Below are 18,372 nucleotides of genomic sequence, written 5' to 3' on the forward strand. Positions count from 1 at the left end.
CACCCGCCCGGCCCTGGTCGTACGGCCGGCGGCAGCACCCCCAACACGAGACCACAGCAGAACATCACAGCCCGGCACGGCCGATCCGCGCGATCCGCGGACCGGCCGGCGACTACGGGCAGGGAGCGCAACCGTTCCCGGCCCGCATCCGTATCACCCGACCCGACAACCTCAGGGATCGCCCATGCTTCCCCTCTCCTCCTCGCAGGAGATCGTCTGGCTGCACGAACAAGTGCAGCCCGGCAGCCGCGCCTACAACTTCACGGCCTCACTCGACCTGTGGGGGGCTCTGGACACCGACGCCCTGCGCCACGGACTCGCCGCGGCCCTCGAGCGTCACCCCGGACTCCGTCTGGAACTCGTCGCCGTGCCCGGCGCGATGCCCGGCCAACAGGTGGCCGACACCTGCGCGCCTCGTCTCAACACCGTGGATCTGACCGGTGAGTCGGACCCCGAGGCCGCGTTCCTCGAGCTGCTGCGCACCGAGGCCGAGACTCCGCTCGACACCTACGAGGCTCCGCTGCTGCGCTGGACGCTGGTCCGCCTCGCCGACGACCAGCACCGGCTCATCCACGTCGAGCACCATCTGATCCACGACGGCCACTCGTTCGCAATCCTGCTGGCCGACGTGTTCACGGTCTACCGAGCCCGCGTCCTCGGCGAGCCCGTCGTGCTGCCCCCCGCGTCGTCGTACGCGGACCATGTGCGCGACAGGACCGACGACGCCCTGACCGAGGAGCGGCAGGAGAGCCTCGCCTTCTGGGCCGACGAACTGCGCGACGCCTCCCACGACATGCCGCTGCCGGGCCTCGCCCGTCCCGGCGCACGGCGCAGGCACCACGGCGGACAGCTGAGGCAGTCGATCGGCGCCGACCTCGCACAGCGGCTGCGCGGGCATGCCCGCGAGCGCGGTCTCACCCCGTTCTCGACCCTGCTCGGCCTCTTCGCCGAGCTTCTGCGCCGCCACAGCGGCCGCTCCCAGATGGTCGTCGGCACCGCCGTGGGCAACCGCCCGCGCGGCTACGAGGACGCCGTGGGCATGTTTGTCAACACGATCCCGCTGCGGCTCCGCCTGGACCCGCGGGCTCCTGCCGAGGACACCATGGACGAGGTGACCGACACCCTGATCCGTGCTCTGCCGCATCAGGACGTGCCCGTCCAGGAGCTGACCCGTGCGCTCGGGATGCACACCTCGGGCGCCGACAACCCGCTGTTCAGCGTCATGTTCAGCGCCCATGACGCCTCCCTGCCCGAGATCGACGTGCCGGGTCTGGACATCACCCTCTTCGAAGGGTTCAACACCGGCACCACCCGCTTCGACCTCGATGTGGTGCTGCTCCCCGACGACCGGCGCGGCGTCAGCCTCCGCCACGGCGCGCCCGGCATGACCCTGGTCTGGGACTACGACGCGGATCTGCTCGGCGAGGAGGTCGCCACGCTGCTCGCGGACCGCTTCCTGGATCTGCTGCGCGCCTACCTCGACGCCCCCGCCACGGTCCTCGCCGACCTCGCGCTGCCGGCAACGCCCGTGCAGGCGACGGAGGTTGTGGCTGTAGACGACGCGGACCCGCTCGACCCGGCCGCCGCGCACGACCCCTCGCTCCCCGCCCTGCTGATCGGCGCGCGCCGGCTCACCTACGGCGACCTCGACGAGCAGGTCTCCTCCCTCGCCCGGCGCATGCACACAGCCGGGGTGAGGGCCGGACAGCCGGTCGCCGCCGTCCTGCCGCGCGGTGCCGCGTCCGTCGTGGCGCTGCTGGCCTGTCTGCGGACCGGAGCCGTGTACTGCCCGCTCTCGCCGTCCGACCCCGCGTCGCGGCTCGAGCTGCTGCTCGACCGGCTGGGCCCCGCGCTGGTCCTCACCACCGCCGATGCGGGAGTGACCCTGCCGGCGCACCTTCCGACCGCGGACATCGACACGGACTCGTTCCCCGCCGCGCGCCCGGCCGATGTGGTCCCCGGTGCGGCGTACATCATCCACACCTCCGGCTCGACCGGCATACCCAAGCCCGTCGCCGTCGGCCGGGCCGCCCTGGAGAACCATCTGACGGGCGCCGCACAGCGGTTCGGCCTGGCGGTCGGGGACCGGGCGCTGCTGTTCGCCCAGCCGTCGTTCGACGTCGCGCTGGAGGAAGTGCTGCCTTCGCTGTACGCGGGCGCCTGTCTCGTCGTGCCGGACCGCGAGGTGCCCACCGGCACCGAGCTCGCCGAACTGCTCGCCACCGCGCGCGTCACCGTGGCCAACCTGCCGACGAGCTACTTCCTCGCCGTGCGGGAGGAGTTGCGGCCCGTGCTGCGCGAGCGCCGCTGGGCGCCGCGACTGCTGGTCCTCGGCGGCGAGCGCATCCCGGCGGACGCGCTGGACGGGTTCCTGGCCGACACCGATGCCACCGTGCTCAACGTCTACGGAGTCACCGAGGCAGCGATCAGTTCGACCGTGCACGAGATCACCCGCGACGGCCTGGTGAGCGGCGCGGAGGTGCCCCTCGGCACCGAACTGCCCGGCGAGCGGATCCACGTGCTGGACTCGGCGCTGCGGCCCCTGCCGTCCGGTGCCGTCGGTGAACTGGCCATCTCCGGCGCCGGTCTGGCCGAAGGCTATGTCGGCAACCCGGACGCCACCGCCGCCCGCTTCGTCCACGTCGACGCACTGGGCGGCGAGCGGGTCTACCTCACCGGCGACCTGGGCTACCGGGACCGCGACGGTCTGCTGCACTTCCTCGGCCGGCGCGACCACCAGATCAAGCTGCGCGGCTACCGCATCGAGCTGGAGGAGGTGGAGGCCGCCGCCTCGGCGGTACTCGGCGGCCGCTCGTGCGCCGTCGTCCTGGACCGTTCGGCCTCCGGCGGACCCCGGCTGGTCGGCTTCGTGGAGAGCCGCGAAGCGCACGAACCGTGGGACGAGCAGGCGCTGCACGTCGAACTCGGTCGGCGTCTGCCCGCCGCGCTCGTCCCGGGCCGCTGGGCACGGCTGGACGCGATGCCCACTCTCGCGGGCGGCAAGCCGCACCGCAGCGAACTGACCCGTCTGGCAGCCGAGTTGGAGCAGACCGCACCGGTCGTGGAGAGCGCGGAGCCGGCCATGAGTCCGGCGGCGTTCACCGATCCGACGCTCGCGCTGCTCGCGGAGGGCTGGCGCGAGGTGCTCGGTCACGACCGCTTCTCCGAGTCCACCCACTTCTTCCGGGCCGGAGGTCACTCGCTGCTGGCCGCCCAGCTCGCGGCCTGGCTGGAGCCGCGGATCGGCACACGGCCGCCGATGCGCCTGCTCTTCCAGAACCCCGTACTCGCCGACCAGGCCCGCGCCCTCGAGCCGCTCGCCACAACGGCCGTACCCGTCCCCGCCGCCGCGACCGCACCGAAGGAGTCCTGATGACCGACCTGCTGACCGACACCGCCACGGCCTCCCCGCTGACGAGCGCTCCCGCGGCGGCACCGAGCGTCATGCACGGACGCCCCCTGCCCGCCTCCGCCACGACCGGTGTGTTCGCCCGGTACGAGGAGTGGGTGCGCCGCAGCCCCGAGGCACCCGCGGTGATCGACGGGACGCGTACCTGGAGCTACCGGGAGCTGGACGCGGCGGCCGACGAGACCGTGCGTGCGCTCGACGGGCGTGTGCGCGCCGGCGACCTCGTCGGCGTCTGCCTCGACCGCTCCGCCGGACTGGTCGTCACAGCGGTCGCTCTGGCGCGTATGCGCGCCGTCTATCTGCCGCTCGGACCTCGTCCCGGTGAGCGCCGGATCCAGGCGGTCACCGAGGACGTCGAGGTCACCTGCCTGATCGGCGACCCCGCAGTACTGCCGGAGCGCCACCAGGCGGCCGAGCGGATCACGCTGCCGCTGCCGGGTGAGGGTACGAACGCCGCACCGACCACGGTCGCGGCTTTCGCCCCGCCCGCCGCGGGCGCACGTCCCGCCCTGCCGGAGTCCTTCTACGCCGTGCTGACCTCCGGCTCGACCGGCCGGCCGAAGGCCGTCGCCGTCGCCGAGCCCGCGCTCTCCGCCCTCCTGGACTGGTATCGCGCCGAGACGGGACTTGCCCCCGGGGACCGTCAGTCCCTGCTGATCGGCGCGGCGTTCGACCCGCACGTCATGGAGCTGTGGGCGGGACTGACGTCCGGCGCCGCCCTGGTGCCCGCGCCCGACGCGGTCCGCTGGGATCCCGCCGAGCTCACCTCGTGGTGGCGCGACGCCGCGGTGACGGTGTCCGTCGCGGCCACGCCGATGGCCGAACCGGTGCTGAACCGGCCCTGGCCGCAGGACCTGTCGCTGCGTCATCTCGTCGTCGGCGGCGACCGGATGCGCCGGCGCCCCGGCGCGGACGTCACGGCGACCGTCCACAACGCGTACGGCCCGGCCGAGGCCACCGTGGTCACCACCACGCACGCCATGCGCCCGGACGACGGCGGTGTGCGGGACGAGACCCCGCCGTCGATCGGCACCCCGATCCCGGGCGCCACGGTCCTCGTCACCGACGATGAGGGCCGTATCGCGCCTCGCGGCGCGGCGGGAGAACTGTGCATCGGCGGCGAGTGCCTCGCGCTCGGCTATCTGGATCCCGAGCTGACGTCCCGCAGGTTCACCGCCCCGCCCGCGGGCATCGACCCGGAGGTCACGCGGCGCGTGTACCGCACCGGGGACCGGGTGCGGATGCTCGACGACGGGACGCTGGAGTTCCTGGGCCGTCTCGACGACCAGGTGAAGATCAGCGGAGTGCGCATCGAGCCGGCCGAGGTGGAGGCCGCGCTGGAGCAGGACCCGTCCGTGCGCAGCGCGGTCGTCACCGCGCCCCGCTCCGCCGACGGGAACGCCCGGCTGGTGGCCTTCGTCGTCGCCACGGACGCTGCACCGGCCCCGCACGCGCTCCTGAGCGCGGTGCGTGCCTGGCTGCCCGAGCAGGCCGTGCCCTCGGCCGTGCGCATCGTGGACGCCTTCCCGCTCGACGCCAACGGCAAGGTCGACCGGACAGCACTGCTGCGTACGGCCGCCGAGCCCGCCCGTCCGGCCGACTCCTCGGGCAACGACGGCCCGGGCGAGAGCGGTTCGCACGACGGCGGTTCGCACGACGGGGGTTCGGACGACGGCGCGACCGACAGCGAGCGTCTCGTCCTGCGGCTGGTCCGCGATCTGCTGGACTCCCCCGGCGCCGGTCTCGGCGACGACTTCGCCGCGGCCGGCGGCACCTCCCTCGTCGCGTCCCGGCTGCTGGCCGCGATCGAGAAGGAGACCGGCGTCCGTCTGCGCGCGCCGGAACTGCTGCGTCAGCCGGACCTGCGAGCGGTGGCCGCGGTGCTGGACAAGCGCCGCGCCGCCACGACGGCGGTGGTCTGAGATGGCGACCGTCCTCACTCACGCCCACGCCCGAGCTCACGGCCCGAACACCCCGGAGGAACAACGCGTGTCCGCCGACTCCGTATCCGCCGCTTCCGCCGCGGGTCTGCCCGCGCTCGTGGCGCGGCACGCCGAGCAGACCCCGCACGCCCTGGCCGTGATGGACGGCGACACCACGCTGACGTATGCGCAGTTGGTCACCTCGGCGCGTTCTCTGGCGGCCCACCTGCGCGCGCACGATGTCAGACCCGGTGACCGCGTGGGCCTGCTCGTGCCGCGCTCGGCCAGAACCGTCGTCGCCCAACTCGCCCTGTGGTGGGCGGGCGCGGCCTGTGTGCCGCTCGATCCGGCCCACCCCCGCCCCCGTACGGACACGATGCTCGCCGATGCCGGGGTGACCCTGACCGTCGGCGACAGCAAGCTGCTCGAAGCGATCGACACGGCCGGCCCCACCCTCGCCCTGCCTGACGAACCGCTGCTGACGGGCGAGGAGTCGGCCCCGGCCGGTCACGCCCCGCACGCGGCGGCGCTCGTCCTGTTCACCTCCGGATCCACCGGGCAGCCCAAGGGTGTCACCGTCACCCATGGCGGCATCGCGGGACTGGTCACCGACCCGACGTATGTGACGGTCACGGCACGCGACCGGGTGCTGTTCCACTCCCCCGCCACCTTCGACGCCTCGACGTTCGAGGTGTGGTCGGCGCTGGCCAACGGCGCGGCGGTCGTGGTGTGCACCGCCGAGCGGCCCTCCTTCGAGGATCTGGCCCAGCAGGTGGAACGGCACGGCGTGAGCGTGGCGTTCTTCACCACCGCGCTGTTCCACCAGCTGGCGGCGCGGCGTTCGCGCCTGTTCTCACTGCTCCGTACGGTCGTGGTGGGCGGCGAGGCGATGGCGTCCCAGCACGCCCGCGCGGTGCTGCGCGCCTTCCCCTGGCTGGAGTTGGTCAACGGCTACGGCCCGACCGAGACCACGACGTTCGCCACGGCCCACCGGGTGACGGACGCGGACTGCGACGGTCCGGTGCCCATCGGCCGTCCGATCGCGGGCGCCGTCACCCACATCCTGGACGCCGACGGACAGCCGGTCGCGCCCGGCGAGCACGGTGAACTGTGGATCGGTGGCAGCAGGTTGGCGAGCGGCTACGCCGGGCGCCCCGAGCTGACGGCGGAGCGTTTCGTGGACCATGCGTCCCTGGGCCGCCTCTACCGCACCGGCGATGTGGTCTCGGCCCGTCCGGACGGACTGCTCGACTTCCACGGACGCGCCGACGACCAGGTCAAGGTCCGCGGATTCCGGATCGAGCCCGGCGAGATCGAGCACATCCTGCGTGAACAGCCGGAGGTGGACGACGCCGCGGTGACCGTGCGCCGCGCGGCCGAGGACGACGCCCGTCTGGCCGCCTTCGTCGTCGCCGCGCCCGGCCCCGTGCCCGGTGCCGAAACCCTCAGGACCCGGCTCGCCGAGCGGCTGCCCGCCCATCTGGTCCCCGACGAACTGAGCTTCGTGGAGCGGCTGCCGCTGACCGTCTCCGGCAAGGTGGACCGCCGCGCGCTCACGGCACTGCACAGCGCTCCCGCCGACGGCGGCGCCATCGAGCCGCTGAGCCCGTTGCAGCAGGCGGTCGCCGAGGTGTGGAGCCGCAGTCTGGGCTGCGAGGTGAACCGGCCGGACGCCGACTTCCTCGCCCTCGGCGGACACTCCCTGCTCGCCCTCGTCGTCACCGACGATCTGCGCGAGGAGCTCGGGGTCAAGCTGTCCCTGCCCGACTTCTTCGCCGCGCCCACGGTGGCCGGACACGCGGCGCTGGTGGAACGCGCTCTGCTGGCCGACCACAGCGACCTCCACCCCGACGCGTCCGAGGACGACACCCATGGCCACTGACATGACCCCCAGTTCCGCCGCGCTCCAGGAGGAGTTGCTGCGCCGGGCACGTGCCCGCGCCGGCAGCCGCCCGGCAGCCCCCGCGCCCGCCGCGGTCCGCGAGCCGTCGCCCGCGCCGCTCTCGCACGCCCAGCGGCGTATGTGGCTGATGGACCGTCTCGGCCAGGGCGGTTCGCTGTACAGCGTGCCCTTCGCCACCCGGCTGCGCGGCCCGCTCGACATCGACGCGCTGACCGCCGCGCTCACCGGGCTCGTCCGCCGTCACCACATCCTGCGCACCCGCTACGGGCAGCGCGGCGACGAGGCGTACCAGGAGGTGCTCGCCGCTCCCGACGCGATGGATGTCGTCGTGGTGGAGAGCGACGACGACGGCATGCGTCTCCTCACCGAGGAAGCACGCCGACCCTTCGACCTGTCCGCCGGTCCGCTGCCGCGCGCCCTGGTGGTGCGCCACGGCCCGCAGGACCACACCGTGCTGCTGACGTTCCATCACATCGCCATCGACGGCGGTTCGCTGGAGACGGTCGCCGACGAGCTGTCCCAGCTGTACGCCGCGGCCGTGGACGAACGCCCCCACACGCAGCCCGAGCCGCCGCAGTACGCGGACTTCGCCCGCCGGGAACACGCGGCGGCGAAGCGTCTCGGCGAGGGCCTCGACCACTGGGTGCGCCGCCTCGCGGGCGCGACTCCCGTACGGCTGCCCCGGCCCGCGCACACCCCGGGCGGGCGGGCCGCCGTCGCCCGGACCACTGCCTTGGACGCCCACGTCCTGCCGGCCCTGCGCGAGATCGGCCGACAGCACCGGGCGACCCTGTTCACCGTGTCCCTCGCCGCCTCCTTCGCGGCACTGCACCGGCTGACCGGTGAGGACGACCTGGTCATCGGCTGCGCCGGCACCCATCGCGAGGGAGCTGCCATGCGAAACCTCGTCGGGCTGTGCGTCAACACCCTTCCGATCCGGGTGAATCTGTCCGGTGACCCGGACTTCGGGACACTCGTCGAGCGCGTACGGGACGCACTGCTGGAGGCCCAGCAGCACCGGGACGTGCCGTTCGACCTGATCCTGGAGCGCCTCGGCGCCGGAGCGCGGGGCGCCGACGGTACGGCACTGGTACGGGTGTCCGCCGACGTCCTGCGGGAACCCACCGCGCTCAGGCTGCCGGGGACGGTCGCCGAGCCGGTCGACATCGGTCTCGACGAGGCGAAGTTCGACCTGTCCTTCGGGCTGGTGGACTCCGACTCCCCGGCCTGCATCGTCCAGTTCGGACAGTCGGCGCTGGACTCCGCCGCGGGAGACCGGCTGGCGGACGACTTCGCCGCCCTGCTGTCCGCGGTCGCGGCCGATCCGGGTCTGACGCTCTCACGACTCGGCGGTGGTCCTCGGGCGATCGTGGCGGACGACTGCCATCCGGCCGAGGCGCGTCTGCGGGCGGACGCCCGGATCGCCGACGCGGCCGTACCCGTACCGGCCGCCGGTCCGCTGATCGCCTACGCGGTCCTGCGGGAGACGGGTGGCCCCTCCCCCGCACAGCTGCGCTCGGACCTCCGCGCGGCCCTGCCGCGGGAAAGCGTTCCTGCCGCGGTGACGCTGCTGGACGCGATGCCTCGGACCGCCGACGGCTCACTGGACACGGCGTGCCTGCCCGGCGCGGTCGCGGCAGCCGTCCCGCAGGGGCCCCGTGCGCACGCGGTGACGAAGGCCTTCGCCGAACTGCTGGGCCGCGTTCCGGCACCGGACGACGACTTCTTCGTCCTCGGCGGTCACTCGCTGGTCGCCGTGCAACTGGCCGAACGACTGCGTACCGGGCTGAAACTGCCGGTGACCGGTCTCGATGTGATGCAGTGCCGGACTCCCCGGGCGCTGGCCGCGCTGCTGGACGAGCGGGAGAGCGAGAGGGCGGCCGTCGTCGCCACCGCCGCACCGGCGGCCGGCAGGCGGCGGGTCCGGGAGGGCACGGTGCTGGTGACGGGTGGCACGGGCGGTGTCGGCGCCTTCGTCCTGCGGGAACTGGCCGCGCAGGGACGGCCCGTGCTCGCCCTGGCCCGGCCCGAGTCCGCGCACTTGGTCGCCGGCGACGGTGTCGAGGTCGTCGAGGGCGATCTCACCGACCTGGACGGCCTGCGCGCCGCGGTGGCGAGCGCGGACGCGGTGATCCATGCCGCGTGCACCTTCACCCGCCCCGAGGTTGACGTGTCGGCGATGGAGGCAATGGTCGCGGCCTGGAGCCGCGGACCGTTCGTGTTCGTCAGCAGCGTGGACGCGTACGGAAAGCCCGCGGACCGGCAGGTGGTCGAGGACGCGGCCTCGCAGCAGCCGCTGAGCGCGTACGGCCGGGCCAAACTCGACTGCGAGCAGCTGCTGTTGCGCGCCGCCGGCACCGAGGGCCGCGGCGGCGCGAGCGTGGTCCGCTCGCCGATCGTGTGGGGTCCGCACGACCGTCTGCGGGACCAACTGCGCTGGGGAGCCACCGGAATGCTCTACCAGGCGGCACTGGCCGGAGACCCGATCCAGGTCCCCGGCCCCGGCGCCGAGGGCCACGACTGGTACGGCGCGCCGTGGGTCCACGCGTCCGCGCTGGCACGCGCGGTGACCGCCTGCCTGGACACTCCGGTCCACGGCACGGCCAACGCCGTGAGCGGTCACGTCGGGTGGGCGGACCTGGCGGCCGAGCTGGGCCGGCTGCTCGGGACCGACAGCGAGATCAGCCTCGTCGACCGGGTGCACCCGGACCTCGACCACCGCTGGCACTACCGGTCCGACCGACTGGCCACGTCCCTGGCCGAACGCCCGGGCGAGGACTGGCAGTCGGTGCTGGCGACGATGATCGAGGGTCAGGTGCGGGCGGGACGCTGAGGTGAGGACGGGGGCGCCTGCCGGGGGGCAGGCGCCCCTTTCGCCGTCCGGGCGAGTCGGGCGGGAGGTACGGCCAGGTTGTTTCGGGGTGCAACACCTCGCGGTATGCCGTGCTGCAGCGACACCCCGGCCGGGGAGGAGCTCGGCCGGGGTCGCCCCAAGGGCCAGGATTCGGACAGGCTGGGCCGTCTGGCACCGAAGGCGGAGCACCTCCGCCCCTGGTGTCACGACACGACAGGCAGGGAACCAGCGAGCCCGGGACGAGAAGGGTTGACCTGCTCAACGCGCAACGCTATTGCTGTCGTTGACCGCGGCCGAGCAGGCGCGAACGGGGGCAGCACATGATCGCGATCTGGTGCGTCGTTGCCGTGATGACCCTGAGCGCGTGGTGGGCGGTCTGGCGATTCCTCCGATATCCGGGCGGATGGGCTTTCGCGTTCCACGAGAAGCATCGGGAGGCACGCCGGGCACTGGATGAGCCCCGCCGTGCCGTGCGCGAGCTGCGAAGGACAGCTCGTCGTGAGAAGTTGCAGGCACTGGCTGCGGTGAAGCGGGCCGAGTGGGCCCACCGGCGCCACGTCCGCCAGTGCGAAGCCAAGCTGGAGCGACTGCGCACACCGCACCGCGGAGCCCGGAGACAAAAGCTCGGCCGGATCATCCTGTTCGAACGCGCGGTCCTCATCTCCAACGACGAAGTACCGCTGGCAGGCCTGCAGGTCCGATTCGAACTCTCCTCTTCTGCGCGCTCGTCGTACGTGTACCTCACGCGGCCCGACGGAAGGGAACGCTTGGAACGCTATGAGGGCAAGCAGTGGCCCGAGGACACAGTGCGCCGGTTCAGCGTCCGGATCCAGAACGCAGCCGTGGCGGCGGACAGGCTGCAGAAACGGCGCGCCGGTAAGATCCGCGCGCTCGAAGCCGAACTGGAAGAGGCACGGCGCGCGACAGAACCGATAGCGTCGGCACAGGAGCGGCTGGCGAGCACACGCGCCCGTCACGATGCCGACTTCACACTCCCGCAGGCGCGAACAGCCCTCGACAATGCCCGGAGTGTTTGGCAGGGGATGACCGGTCGCCGCCCGCTCTAACCCCGTGCCGGGACGAATCACACAGGCGGCTCAGGGCCGCCTGCCCGGGTCCACCGCCAGGACACAGTCTTGGAGCAGTGTGCATTCGGGGCCTGGACAACAGCACCATGGCGACCTCTCATGACATCAAAGCCACCAACCAAAGGCGGCGAACTCGTGAGCGCTCACCGGGCGAACGAACAAGCTTGGATCACCTACGGCCAACGCCAACTGGACTACGGCTGCACACCGCCCGTACCAACGCGAATCGACTGGGGGTTCTGGCCCGATGTGGGCCCCGGCTCTGAGGTCCTCGGCTTGATCGAGGGCAGGCGAGTGCTCGACATCGGATCCGGACCCGGCCACCATGCCGTCCACCTGGCCCGAGCACACGGCGCCCTTGTCGACGGAATCGACCTGTCACCCACCCAGCACCAGCGTGCACTGAACGCTCACGGTCTCGAGCCCGGAGTTCGCTTCGTGTGCGCGGATGTCGCGGAGCACCTGCGCCACTCCGAGCCCTATGACGCCGCGTACGGTGTCCGGACCTTCGGCTGCATCGACCCGCACCATCTGCTCCCGGCTTTGCGAGATGGCCTCACCGAGGGAGCCCCGCTCGTCTTCTCCGCTCTGCACACGGACAACGAGGGCCGCAAGCCGTCCGACCTCGTGGCACCGCGCGAGCAGGTTATCCGGCTGCGGGACGAGGAACCCATCGCCGCACAGATGTGGGTGCTCACGCCGCCGCTCTGGGAGGGTCTGCTCATCGATCACGACTTCACCCTGGAGACCGTGGAGCTATTGCGTGCGCCGGAGGGCGGTCATCACGTCGTAGTCCAGCTCCTCCGGGCGAAGCGCCAATAGTGGTTGAGGCCGCAGCACAGTGCTTGAGGCCACCTCCGTCACAAGTACTCGGCCGCCGCGTCGAGAAACGCCCGCCGGCTCGGGCTGATGCACGCCCAGACCTTCTCGTCCTGGGGTGCTCCCGGGTCGCGCGGGCCGTCTCGGATCACGTTCTGAACCGCGAACGCGACCCGCCGTGCCGCCTCGTTGACCTCGGACGGGCACAACAGGTGAATCGTCTTCTGGGCCACCCACAACGTGTCGACGGCCTGTTTGGCCCGCGCCTGCCACGCTTCATCGGTCAGGTTGTCGTGGTACCGGTCCACCGCCACCCGTTCGGCTTCCTGCACCGCGGACAGGAAGTCGATGAGGTGGGTGAGGGCTTCGGCACGGCGCCCCTCGGCTCGTTCTCGATCGCCGCGTCGCGTTTCCGTGCGCTCCGACGCGCGTCCTTGCCAGAACTGGGCCGCAAACGAGGTCAGCCCGCCGAGTACGACACCCATGAGCGGTGCAAGCGTTGTCCACACCCGTCCACTCTGGCCAGGACTCGGGTCACCGCGCGGTGGTTGCGGATATCTCGGACGGTGTCCCGTCCGGTGGTGTAGAGGCGTGGCCGCTCCCAGCACGGACATACCCGGGCGGCAGTCGGCGTGGCGTGGTCGTCCGCCCGTCCGGGACATCACGGACGCACGCCGACCCTGCGCATCGGGTCGGCGAAGCCCTGGCCCGAACCCCACCGCCAGAAAATGCGCGCACTCCGATCCGGACCTAGAATTTTTCGGATACTGCGCCGGATGGCGAAGCGTGCCCACTTCATCGCCCCGGGCAGGTTCACATCGAATTGAGGCGTTATGAAGCACGTCGACACTCAAGCACGCCCCCGCGAAGCCACACCGGAGATTCCCACCGTAGAGGTCACCCTGAACGTCAACGGCGATGCGTATCGTCTGCGGCTCGACTCGCGGGTGACCCTCCTCGACGCATTGCGTGATCACTTGGTGCTGACCGGGGCGAAAAAGGGCTGTGACCAGGGCGCTTGCGGGGCCTGTACCGTGCTGGCCGACGGGAAACGCATCGTGTCCTGCCTCGCGCTCGCCGCCCAGTACGAAGGCCGCGAGATCACCACCGTGGAGGGTCTGTCCGACAACGGTGAGCCGCACCCGATGCAGGCCGCCTTCGCACGCCGTGACGCGTTCCAGTGCGGCTACTGCACCCCTGGGCAGATCATGTCCGCCGTGTGCCTGGAGGCCGAGGGCCGGGCGGGCACGGACGAGGACATCAGCGAATTCATGAGCGGGAACATCTGCCGCTGCGGTGCCTATCCGAATATCCGTGCCGCGATACGCGACGTCGTTTCGGAGGGGTGACGATGCGCCCCTTCGAATACGTCCGGCCCTCCGAGACCGAGCAAGCAGTCGCGGCCGTGACGGCCGACCCGAAAACGTCATTCCTGGCCGGAGGCACGACCCAGCTGGATCTGATGAAGGACGGCGTCCTTCATCCCGATCGGCTGGTCGACATCACCCGGCTGCCGCTGAAGGGGATCATGCACGCCGAGTCGTCGGTGCACGTCGGTGCGCTGACGACGATGGAGGAACTGGCAGCGGATCCCGTGCTGCGCGAACGGCTTCCGTTCGTGCGTGAGGCGCTCCTGCTCGGAGCCTCCACGCAGCTGAGAAATATGGCGACCATCGGCGGCAACCTGTTGCAGCGTGCCCGGTGCCGCTACTTCAGGGACCCCACCGTAGGGGCCTGCAACAAGCGCGACCCCGGGTCCGGCTGCGCCGCGATCACCGGCTTTCAGCGCATGCACGCCATCCTGGGCACAAGCGATCAATGCATCGCGTTGCATGCCTCGGACGTCGCGATCCCCTTCGTGGCGCTGGACGTCGTCGTCCATGTCCAGGGCCAGGACGGCCCCCGGTCGGTACCCCTGACGCGGTTCTACCGGGAACCCGGTTCGACACCGCACATCGAGAACGTGCTGAACCACGGTGAGCTGATCACCGAGGTCGAGATTCCGCTGCTGCCGCAGGACACCCGGTCCCACTACCTGAAGGTCCGCGACCGGGTGTCCTACGAGTTCGCCCTGACCTCGGCCGGCGTTGCTCTGCAGTTGGAGGGCGACACCATCCGCGACGCACGGATCGGCCTGGGCGGCGTCGGCACGGTCCCGTGGCGGGCCTGGGACGCCGAGGAGGTGCTGCGAGGAGCACCGGCGAGCGACGAACGCTTCCGGATGGCCGCGGAGGCAGCCCTGGAGGGCGCACAGACGCTGCCGGGCACCGCCTTCAAGGTGGATCTGGCCAAGCGCACCCTGGTGCGCACGCTCGAGACCGTTGCAGGAGCCCCGTCATGACCACCCTCGAAACTCCCCGCGCGGTCGTCGGTGAAGGCATCGAGCGCGTAGACGCACCGCTGAAGGTCACCGGGGCAGCGCACTACCCCAATGACTTCAGCTATCCGGGCATGGTGCACGCCGCCCTGGTGGGGAGCACCATCGCCGCGGGACGCATCCGCAGTATCGACGCCTCCGACGCGCAGTCCGCACCCGGCGTCCTGACGGTGATCACCCATCTCACCGCTCCGCAGTTGCCGCGCGGACCGATGACACTGCTCGGGCCGTCGCCGCCGGCGCCCATGCAGGACGACCGGATTCTCCACTACGGCCAGCACCTCGCGATCGTGGTGGCCGACAGCGCCGAGCAGGCCCGGCACGCCGCGTCGCTGGTACGTGTGGAATACGAGCCGGCCGAAGCGTTGCTCGACGTGGAGGATCCGAACGCGCAGGTCCTGACCAACCCCTGGGGGATGGACTCGGATCGGGGCGACGTGTCCGCCGGCTTCGCCGAGGCGGACGTCGTGGTCGAAGGGCGCTACACGACGCCCGACAACACCAACAACCCGCTCGGCCTGATGAGCACCATCGCCTCATGGCACGGCGACTCCCTCACCGTGCACGACTCCACGCAGTGGCCCCACAACGTACGCACGACACTCGCCACGGTCTTCGGTGTACCGGAGAGCGGCATCCGGGTGCTCGCGCCGTTCGTCGGCGGTGGCTTCGGCGCCGGGCTGCGGGTGTGGTCCCACGTCATTCTGACCGCGCTGGCCGCCCGCGAGGTCAGGCACCCCGTGAAACTGGTGCTGACGCGACCGCAGATGTTCACCTCGGTCGGGCACCGTCCGGACAGCGTCCAGCAGATCAGGATCGGGGTCAGCAGGGCCGGGGACCTCGTCGCCATCGAGCACCACGGAATCTCGTCGGTGGCGATGGAGGACGACGACTTCGAGCCGGTCTCCGGGTGCTCGGCCGTGTCCTACGCGTGCCCCAACGTGATGACGCGCGACCGGCAGGCCCGTCTGAACATCCCCTGCCCCGGGTCCATGCGCGCTCCCGCCGAAGGCCAGGGCAACTTCGCTCTGGAGTCCGCCATCGACGAGGCGGCCCACGCCATCGGTATGGATCCGCTGGAACTCCGTCTGCGCAACTACGCCGAAGACCACCCGCTGCTCGGTCTGCCCTGGTCGAGCAAGGCCCTCCGCGACTGCTACACCCAGGGTGCGGAGCGGTTCGGCTGGTCGCGCCGTACGCCCGACATCGGCTCCATGCGTGACGGCCGATGGCTCGTCGGGTACGGCATGGCCGGTGTCTCCTACCCGTTCTACCAGGCTCCCTGCCAGGCGCGGGCGTCCCTGCGCCGCGACGGCTCGGCGTATGTACGCAGCGCCGCCACCGACATCGGCACCGGAACCTACACCGTGATGACGCAGTTCGCCGCCGAACTCCTCGGACTGGAGATCAGCCGGGTCCGCTTCGACCTCGGCGACTCCGACATGCCCTACTCGCCCCAGGCCGGCGGCTCCGGCCTGACCGGAGCGCTGGCCAACGCGATCCACACCGCGTGCGACAACCTCGTCCACGAACTGCTCGACATCGTGCGCGACGACGACAAGTCGCCACTGCGCGGTGCTTCAGCGGACGACGTCACCGTCGGCGAGGGACGGCTCCACCGCATCAGCGCTCCGGACCAGGGCGAGCCCTACACCGACATCCTCGCCCGCCACGGTCTGGAGGAGGTCAGCGCCGACGGTCGCAGTACCCCGCCCGACGGGAAGCAGATCGGCATGGCCCCCTCCGGCGCCTTCGGAGCCAAGTTCGTCGAGATCCGCATCGACCCCGGGCTCGGCCTGCTGCGGGTCAAGCGGGTGGTCTCCGCCATCGACGGCGGACGCATCCTCAACGAGAAGACGGCCACCAGCCAGATCGTCGGCGGCACCGTCGGCGGTATCAGCCAGGCCATGTTCGAGGCGACCGAGACCGACGAGGGCACCGGTCGTATCGCCAACCCCACGTTCGGCGACTACCTGATGCCCGTCAACGCCGACGTTCCCGACATGGAGGTCATCTTCTGCGGGACTCCCGACCGCGCAACGAACGTCGGAACCAAGGGTGTCGGCGAGATCGGCCTGGTCGGCGTGGCGGCAGCCATCGGCAACGCAATCCATCACGCCACCGGCCGTCGTCTGCGGTCCCTCCCCTTCACCATCGACCAGCTTCTCTGACCGGGCTTGCCGACTGCCGACGTGGGGTCAACCACCCAGTGTCCGCGTGTACTTCGCGAACTTCTCCAGGCCGTCGACGTTCCTCGGTCCGCTGATGCCCTCGTTGTAGTCGAGGACGAAGAAGTTGTTCTTCTTGACGGCGGGAAGTTCCCTCGTGTGTGGGGACTTCCGCAGAAAGTCGATCTTCTTCCGGGCCGGCAGGTCGCCGTAGTCGAGGATCATGATGACCTCGGGTTCGGCCTCGGCGACCGCCTCCCAGTTCACCTGGGTCCAGCGCTGGTCGAGTCCGTCGAAGATGTTCCTGCCGCCCGCGGTCCTGATGATGTCGTTGGGCGGGACCTGGTTGCCCGCGGTGAAGGGCTGATCGGTGCCCGAGTCGTAGAGGAAGACCGGCACCGGGTCGCCCTGGGGCGCCTGTTCCGCGACCGCCTCGACCCGGCGTTTCAGGCCGGCGACGACCTTGTCCGCCCTGTCCTCGACCCGGAAGATCCGGCCCAGTCGGTCGAGGTCGGTGTAGAGCCCCTCGAACGGGGTGACCTTCTCGGGGTACCCGGGGTAGTTGAAGCAGCTCTCGGTGTGCAGGAAACTCTGGATCCCGAGCCGGTCCAGGATCTTCGGCGTGATGCCCCGCTCGTCCTTGAAGCCGGAGTTCCAGCCCGCCACGACGAAGTCGGACTTGGCCTCCACCACCAGTTCCTTGTTGAGGAGGTCGTCGCTGAGCATCTTGACCTTGGCGTACTCGGACGCCCAGGGAGACTCGCTCACCGGCGGGTTGGCCGGCGGCATCACATAGCCGTGCACATGCTCGGTCAGGCCGAGGCTGAACAGCTTGTCGGCGCTGCCGCCCTCGTAGGCGACGGCGCGCTGCGGGGTCGTGTACGCGACCGGCTCGCCGCAGCGCTTCACGGTGACCTTCCCGGACGCCTCGGCGTCCGTCCCGACCTCGGCGCCGCAGCCGCTGAGCAGCAGGACGGCGGCGAGCGCGGATCCGATTGCGGTGCCTCGGGACACCGCGCCGGACGATCGATTCATACGCAACACGTGGATAGGCCTTTCACCAGGAGGAGTTGAGCGAATACAGCAGTTGGGGAGCCCCCGTGAGCGGGTGGGGAACCACGTCGGCCTCGACACCGAACACCTCGTCGACTAGCTCCGGGGTGAGGACATGGGCGGGCGAACCCGCCGTCACCAGGCGGCCGTCGGAGAGGACGCCGATGTGATCACAGGCCGCCGAGGCCAGGTTGAGATCGTGCAGGACGATGAGGACGGTGAGCCCCGAGCCGCGCAGGAGCGAGAGCAGCTGGACCTGGTGGCGTACGTCGAGATGGTTGGTCGGCTCGTCCAGTACGAGGATCTTCGGCTCCTGGACGAGAGCACGGGCCAGCAGGACGCGCTGACGCTCTCCGCCCGAGAGGGTGAGCACTCCGCGCCGCGCGAGATGCCGGATGTCGAGCCGCTCCATCGCCCGCTCGCACAGCTCCCGTTCCCGTCGGCCGAGTGCCTGATTGCCCTGGAGGTGGGGCGTTCGCCCCAGGGCGACGAGTTCCTCGACCGTGAAGTCGAGGTCGACGGCGCCGTCCTGGGTCATGGCGGCGACGGTCTGCGCGCTGTGGCGCATCGCGAGACGGGAGAGATCGTCGTCGCCCACCCACACCGTGCCGCTGCTGGGGCGAAGCGCCCGGTACACACAGCGCAGCGCGGTGGACTTGCCGCTGCCGTTCGGGCCGACCAGGCCCACGACCCGGCCGCTGTCCACCCGCAGCGAGAGATCGCGCACCAGACTTCTGCCGTCGGTCACCACCGAGAGCCCGTCGAGTGTCAGATCCATC

12 protein-coding genes are annotated in these 18,372 nt (G+C 71.2%); 9 read left to right on the forward strand and 3 right to left on the reverse strand.

The window, feature by feature from the left end; all coding sequences use genetic code 11:
- Positions 1 to 184 precede the first annotated feature (184 nt).
- The 6 genes from RPQ07_RS04340 to RPQ07_RS04365 all read left to right on the forward strand — a co-directional run bounded on the left by RPQ07_RS04340 (position 185) and on the right by RPQ07_RS04365 (position 11,998).
- The gene (locus RPQ07_RS04340) at positions 185 to 3,373 is read left to right on the forward strand and encodes an amino acid adenylation domain-containing protein (protein WP_313942663.1); all 3,189 of its coding nucleotides are present in this window, start codon (positions 185 to 187) and stop codon (positions 3,371 to 3,373) included.
- Positions 3,373 to 5,331: a non-ribosomal peptide synthetase gene (locus tag RPQ07_RS04345; protein ID WP_313942664.1), complete on the forward strand. Its 1,959-nt coding sequence runs from the start codon at positions 3,373 to 3,375 to the stop codon at positions 5,329 to 5,331. The genes RPQ07_RS04340 and RPQ07_RS04345 overlap by 1 nt, the downstream gene beginning before the upstream one ends.
- 67 nt (positions 5,332 to 5,398) lie before the next feature.
- Entirely contained in the window at positions 5,399 to 7,213 is a 1,815-nt protein-coding gene (locus RPQ07_RS04350) for a non-ribosomal peptide synthetase (protein WP_313942665.1), read from the forward strand.
- The gene (locus RPQ07_RS04355) at positions 7,203 to 10,067 is read left to right on the forward strand and encodes a condensation domain-containing protein (protein WP_313942667.1); all 2,865 of its coding nucleotides are present in this window, start codon (positions 7,203 to 7,205) and stop codon (positions 10,065 to 10,067) included. The genes RPQ07_RS04350 and RPQ07_RS04355 overlap by 11 nt, the downstream gene beginning before the upstream one ends.
- Positions 10,068 to 10,408: 341 nt before the next feature.
- Positions 10,409 to 11,155, forward strand: coding sequence for a hypothetical protein (locus RPQ07_RS04360; RefSeq protein ID WP_313942668.1), 747 nt, complete (start codon positions 10,409 to 10,411; stop codon positions 11,153 to 11,155).
- A 156-nt stretch (positions 11,156 to 11,311) separates the two neighbouring features.
- Positions 11,312 to 11,998 (forward strand): class I SAM-dependent methyltransferase, encoded by a 687-nt coding sequence (locus RPQ07_RS04365; RefSeq protein ID WP_313942669.1) that lies wholly within the window; start codon positions 11,312 to 11,314, stop codon positions 11,996 to 11,998.
- A 38-nt stretch (positions 11,999 to 12,036) separates the two neighbouring features.
- On the opposite strand, the gene RPQ07_RS04370 is transcribed toward RPQ07_RS04365, so the two are convergent.
- Positions 12,037 to 12,480, reverse strand: a complete 444-nt coding sequence (locus RPQ07_RS04370; protein WP_313942670.1) for a hypothetical protein — start codon at positions 12,478 to 12,480, stop codon at positions 12,037 to 12,039.
- Positions 12,481 to 12,828: 348 nt separating this feature from the next.
- Here RPQ07_RS04370 and RPQ07_RS04375 point away from each other — a divergent pair, with 348 nt between their 5' ends.
- From RPQ07_RS04375 to RPQ07_RS04385, 3 genes are read left to right on the forward strand one after another with little or no spacing between them, the layout of a single operon-like run.
- On the forward strand, positions 12,829 to 13,344 hold the full coding sequence (locus RPQ07_RS04375) for a (2Fe-2S)-binding protein (RefSeq protein WP_313942671.1): 516 nt from the start codon (positions 12,829 to 12,831) through the stop codon (positions 13,342 to 13,344).
- A 2-nt stretch (positions 13,345 to 13,346) separates the two neighbouring features.
- The gene (locus RPQ07_RS04380; protein WP_313942672.1) at positions 13,347 to 14,336 is read left to right on the forward strand and encodes a xanthine dehydrogenase family protein subunit M; all 990 of its coding nucleotides are present in this window, start codon (positions 13,347 to 13,349) and stop codon (positions 14,334 to 14,336) included.
- Positions 14,333 to 16,543 (forward strand): xanthine dehydrogenase family protein molybdopterin-binding subunit, encoded by a 2,211-nt coding sequence (locus tag RPQ07_RS04385; protein ID WP_313942673.1) that lies wholly within the window; start codon positions 14,333 to 14,335, stop codon positions 16,541 to 16,543. The genes RPQ07_RS04380 and RPQ07_RS04385 overlap by 4 nt, the downstream gene beginning before the upstream one ends.
- Positions 16,544 to 16,570: 27 nt before the next feature.
- Here RPQ07_RS04385 and RPQ07_RS04390 read toward each other — a convergent pair whose 3' ends face one another.
- Positions 16,571 to 17,575 carry an ABC transporter substrate-binding protein gene (locus RPQ07_RS04390; RefSeq protein ID WP_313942675.1) on the reverse strand — a complete coding sequence of 335 codons (1,005 nt, stop codon included), beginning with the start codon at positions 17,573 to 17,575 and terminating at the stop codon, positions 16,571 to 16,573.
- A 22-nt stretch (positions 17,576 to 17,597) separates the two neighbouring features.
- On the reverse strand, positions 17,598 to 18,371 hold the full coding sequence (locus RPQ07_RS04395; protein ID WP_313942676.1) for an ABC transporter ATP-binding protein: 774 nt from the start codon (positions 18,369 to 18,371) through the stop codon (positions 17,598 to 17,600).
- Position 18,372 lies beyond the last annotated feature (1 nt).

It is taken from the genome of Streptomyces sp. AM8-1-1, from assembly GCF_032229325.1.
Classification (GTDB): domain Bacteria; phylum Actinomycetota; class Actinomycetes; order Streptomycetales; family Streptomycetaceae; genus Streptomyces; species Streptomyces achmelvichensis.